Genomic DNA, 3,514 nt, shown 5'->3' with positions numbered 1-3,514 from the left:
TCAGCATGCTCAGCGCCGCCGGTGCGTCACCCTCCCGCGGTCACGGCCACCATGCCTCCGACCCAACGACACCAACCGCGCCCCACACGGCACAGGCCATGGCCGCGTTCGGATCGGCCACGCAGATCGCAGGTCGAATGGAATGCGGCCGAAACCTTCGCTTTGCTCGCCGTTCCGGGTCTTCCCCGGCGTGAACAAGCAGTTCGAAGGAAAACACGGTGACAAAACGAAAGCGCAGACATCGCCGGAGCGTCGATGTCCGGATCAACTGGCTGCAACCGCATGCCGATGGCTTCAAGGATTGGCTCGCCCAGAGGAAATACTCGCCGGCGACGATAACGGAGCTGGTGCGTCTGCTCGCCCTGTGGGGCGATTGGGTGCGCAGCTCCGGCTTCGAAATCGAAACGCTCGCTTCCGGTCTCACGGCTTCGGCGTTGGTGTTCCGGGGCAGCAAGACAGCTCGGGCCCCTCAGGGCGCCGCCGCGCTGTTCATCTCCTATCTGCAGGAAACGAACGTCCTGCCCCCGGAGCGGTACCCGTCGCTGGAGGAAACCTGGCCGGCACTTGGCGCCTTCCGTTGCTGGATGCAGGAGCAGCGCGGCATCCAGGACTCCACGCTCGACACCTACCAGGCGATCCTTGTCGACCTGTTGGTGTCGCTCGGCACCGATCCGACAGCATACACGGCTGCCGCGGTGCGCGACTTCGTGCTCGATCGGGCAAAGCCGCACGGCCGTGGCCGGGCGCAAGGCATCACCGTCGCCACGCGCGCCTATCTCAAATATCTGGTGGCGACCGGCCAGTGCCCGGTCGGGCGGGAACGGGCGGTTCCGAGCTTCGCGAACTGGCAGTTGGCGACGACGCCGCGCGGCCTCGGGCAAGCGGACATCGACCGCCTCCTTGCCACTTGTGACGGCGAGGAGCGCCTGCGCGACCGAGCCGTCATCCTGCTCCTGGCCCGACTGGGCCTCAGGGCCAGCGAAGTCGCCAACCTCACCTTCGACGCGATCGACTGGGCAGCCGGCCGCATAACTCTTGCCGGCAAGGCGCGGCGTGAGGAGCGCCTGCCGCTGACCCAGGAGATCGGGGACGCCATCCTCGCCTATATCGAGCGGACACGGCCACACATCGTGTCGACGCGCGTGTTCCTGACGAGCGCGGCCCCTGTCCGGCCGATCAACCGCATCGCCGTGAAGTGCATCGTGCGCCGCGCCCTCGACCGGGCCGGCGTCAAAAGTGTCCATCGCGGCGCCCACGTTCTGCGCCACTCCGCCGCGACGTCCATGCTGCGCAACGGCGTCAGCCTCGCCGGCGTTGGCGCCGTGTTGCGGCACCGCTCGCCATCGGTCACGGCGCTCTATGCCAAGGTGGATATCTGCCTCCTGTCGGAGATCGCGCAGCCCTGGGGCGGGAGGCTTCCATGCTGAGCGGCGACGCAACCCGCTACATCACTTTGCGCCGCGCGCTTGGCTACAAGCTGGTCAAGGCCGAACGGCATCTTCGCGCCTTCGCGCGCTTCGCCGCCGGGCGCGGCGAAGCGCATATCAGTGCGGCATCCGTTCTCGCCTGGCTGGCGACAGTCGCCCGGACGCCAGACGCCCGTGAGCGGCGTCTGACAGACATGATCCTGTTTGCGCGCTTCCTCAATGCCGAAGATCCTCGGCATGAGATCCCGCCCGCCGACCTCGCACCAAGCCGGAAAGCGCGGCCGATCCCCTATATCTATACGCCGGATGAGATCGCCCGCGTCCTCGATGCCGCCGGCAGGCTCCGGCGTCAGAAACCCAATCCCCTGCGGCGCCAGCTCTACGTCATGCTGTTCGGGCTGATCGCCGCCACGGGATTGCGCGTCTCGGAGGCCCTTGCGCTCAGGCTCGACGACATTGGGACGGATGGTGTGCTGCACATCCGCGAGACCAAGTTCCGCAAGAGCCGGCTCGTGCCGCTGCACGCGACGGTCATTGGGGCGCTCGAACGCTATCTCGAGGCCCGCCGCCAACGCGCCGGCGAAAGCGACTGGTTGTTCCCATCCGTCCAGCACAGGCAGCTGTGCCCGACGACTGTGAACTATACCTTCCGTTGCATCCTGCGCCGGGCGGGGATCGCGCCCGAGCGAAGCCGGCAGCCTCGCATCCATGATCTTCGTCATACCTTCGCAACCCGGGTGCTGGAACAATGCGGCGCCGAGCGTGGTGTGGTCGCCCGGCACTTCGTCGCCCTGTCGACCTATCTGGGCCATGCCGATATCCGGAACACCTACTGGTATCTTGAGGCGACGCCGGAAATGATGGCGGATATCGCTTCGGCCGCAGAAATGCTGGTCGGGGAGAGCGTCGCATGACGAAGATCGCCCCTCTCATCACCGCCTTCCTGCGCGATTACATGCCTCGCCAGAGAGGCTACAGTCTACAGAGCTGCGAGACATATGCGTTCAGCTTCAAGCTGCTGTTCGACTTCGCCGCGAAACGGCTGGGCACCCGTCCGTCACGGCTGACGATCGAAGACCTCGACGCGCCGATGATCGTCGCCTTCCTCGGCCATATCGAACAGGAGCGTGGCAACGGCGCTTCCACACGCAACCTGCGGCTCGCCGCCATCAAGACGTTCATGCGCTATGTGGAGCACAAGGTGCCCTCCGCCCTGGAGCAGATCGGCCGGATCCATGCGATCCCGGCCAAGCGCCATGACCAGAGGCTCATCCGTCATCTGACAATGGAAGAGGTCCGCGCGATCCTCAACGCCCCCAATCTTGCGACACGATCCGGCGTGCGTGACCGGGCCATGATGCACCTGTGCTTCGCAGGGGGCTTGCGGGTCTCTGAGCTGGTCGGCGTTCTGACCGAAAACCTGTCGCTCCTGCACGGCGCGAACGTGACGATCCGGGGCAAGGGCCGCAAGGAACGCTGCCTGCCGCTCTGGAAGGAGACCGCGCGGGATCTCCGTGCCTGGCTGAGCGTCAGGGGCGCGGTCCGCGTGCCGGAGCTCTTCGTCAATGCGCAGGATGAGCCGATGACCCGCGCGGGCTTCGAGTATGTGCTCGACAAGCACGTCGGCAAGGCAGCCGAGACCTGCGCATCGCTGCGCGGTCGGAGCGTCTCGCCACATCAGCTCCGGCACAGCTGCGCGGTCGTCATGCTGCAGGCCACCCATGACATCCGGAAGGTCGCCCTGTGGCTTGGTCATGCCGATATCCGCACGACGGAGGTCTATCTTCGCATGGACCCCTCCGAAAAGCTGGAAGCGATCGAGGCCGTTGTCCCGCCGGAGCTCAGGCGCGGCCGGTTCAAGGCCCCGGATGCGCTGATCGCGTCCTTGCTCTCGGACCTGGAGGCACCGGCCTGATCGGAACGGTCCGCAACTGAAGTGGCTTCGTCGTCCCAGCCGCCCCGGTCCTGCACCTGCATCGTGCTCGCCATGGTCTGTGCCGTGTGGGGCGCGGTTGGTGTCGTTGGGTCGGAGGCATGGTGGCCGTGACCGCGGGAGGGTGACGCACCGGCGGCGCTGAGCATGCTGA

At 66.4% G+C, this 3,514-nt stretch carries 3 protein-coding genes; all 3 read left to right on the top strand.

The window, feature by feature from the left end:
* Positions 1-218 precede the first annotated feature (218 nt).
* From B5D38_RS21760 to B5D38_RS21750, 3 genes are read left to right on the top strand one after another with little or no spacing between them, the layout of a single operon-like run.
* On the top strand, positions 219-1,427 hold the full coding sequence (locus B5D38_RS21760; protein ID WP_078710533.1) for a tyrosine-type recombinase/integrase: 1,209 nt from the start codon (positions 219-221) through the stop codon (positions 1,425-1,427).
* Positions 1,421-2,341 (top strand): tyrosine-type recombinase/integrase, encoded by a 921-nt coding sequence (locus tag B5D38_RS21755; RefSeq protein ID WP_078710532.1) that lies wholly within the window; start codon positions 1,421-1,423, stop codon positions 2,339-2,341. The genes B5D38_RS21760 and B5D38_RS21755 overlap by 7 nt, the downstream gene beginning before the upstream one ends.
* Positions 2,338-3,342 (top strand): tyrosine-type recombinase/integrase, encoded by a 1,005-nt coding sequence (locus B5D38_RS21750; protein ID WP_078710531.1) that lies wholly within the window; start codon positions 2,338-2,340, stop codon positions 3,340-3,342. The genes B5D38_RS21755 and B5D38_RS21750 overlap by 4 nt, the downstream gene beginning before the upstream one ends.
* Positions 3,343-3,514 lie beyond the last annotated feature (172 nt).

Source organism: Consotaella salsifontis, from assembly GCF_900167365.1.
GTDB lineage: Bacteria > Pseudomonadota > Alphaproteobacteria > Rhizobiales > Rhizobiaceae > Consotaella > Consotaella salsifontis.
The sequence above is the reverse complement of the archived record's forward strand: the minus strand, read 5'-3'. Positions and strand labels throughout refer to the sequence as shown.

Excerpts from the sequence above, each read along its gene's own strand:
- B5D38_RS21755 (WP_078710532.1), top strand. The coding sequence starts at position 1,421 with ATGCTGAGCGGCGACGCAACCCGCTACATCACTTTGCGCCGCGCGCTT.
- B5D38_RS21750 (WP_078710531.1), top strand. The coding sequence starts at position 2,338 with ATGACGAAGATCGCCCCTCTCATCACCGCCTTCCTGCGCGATTACATG.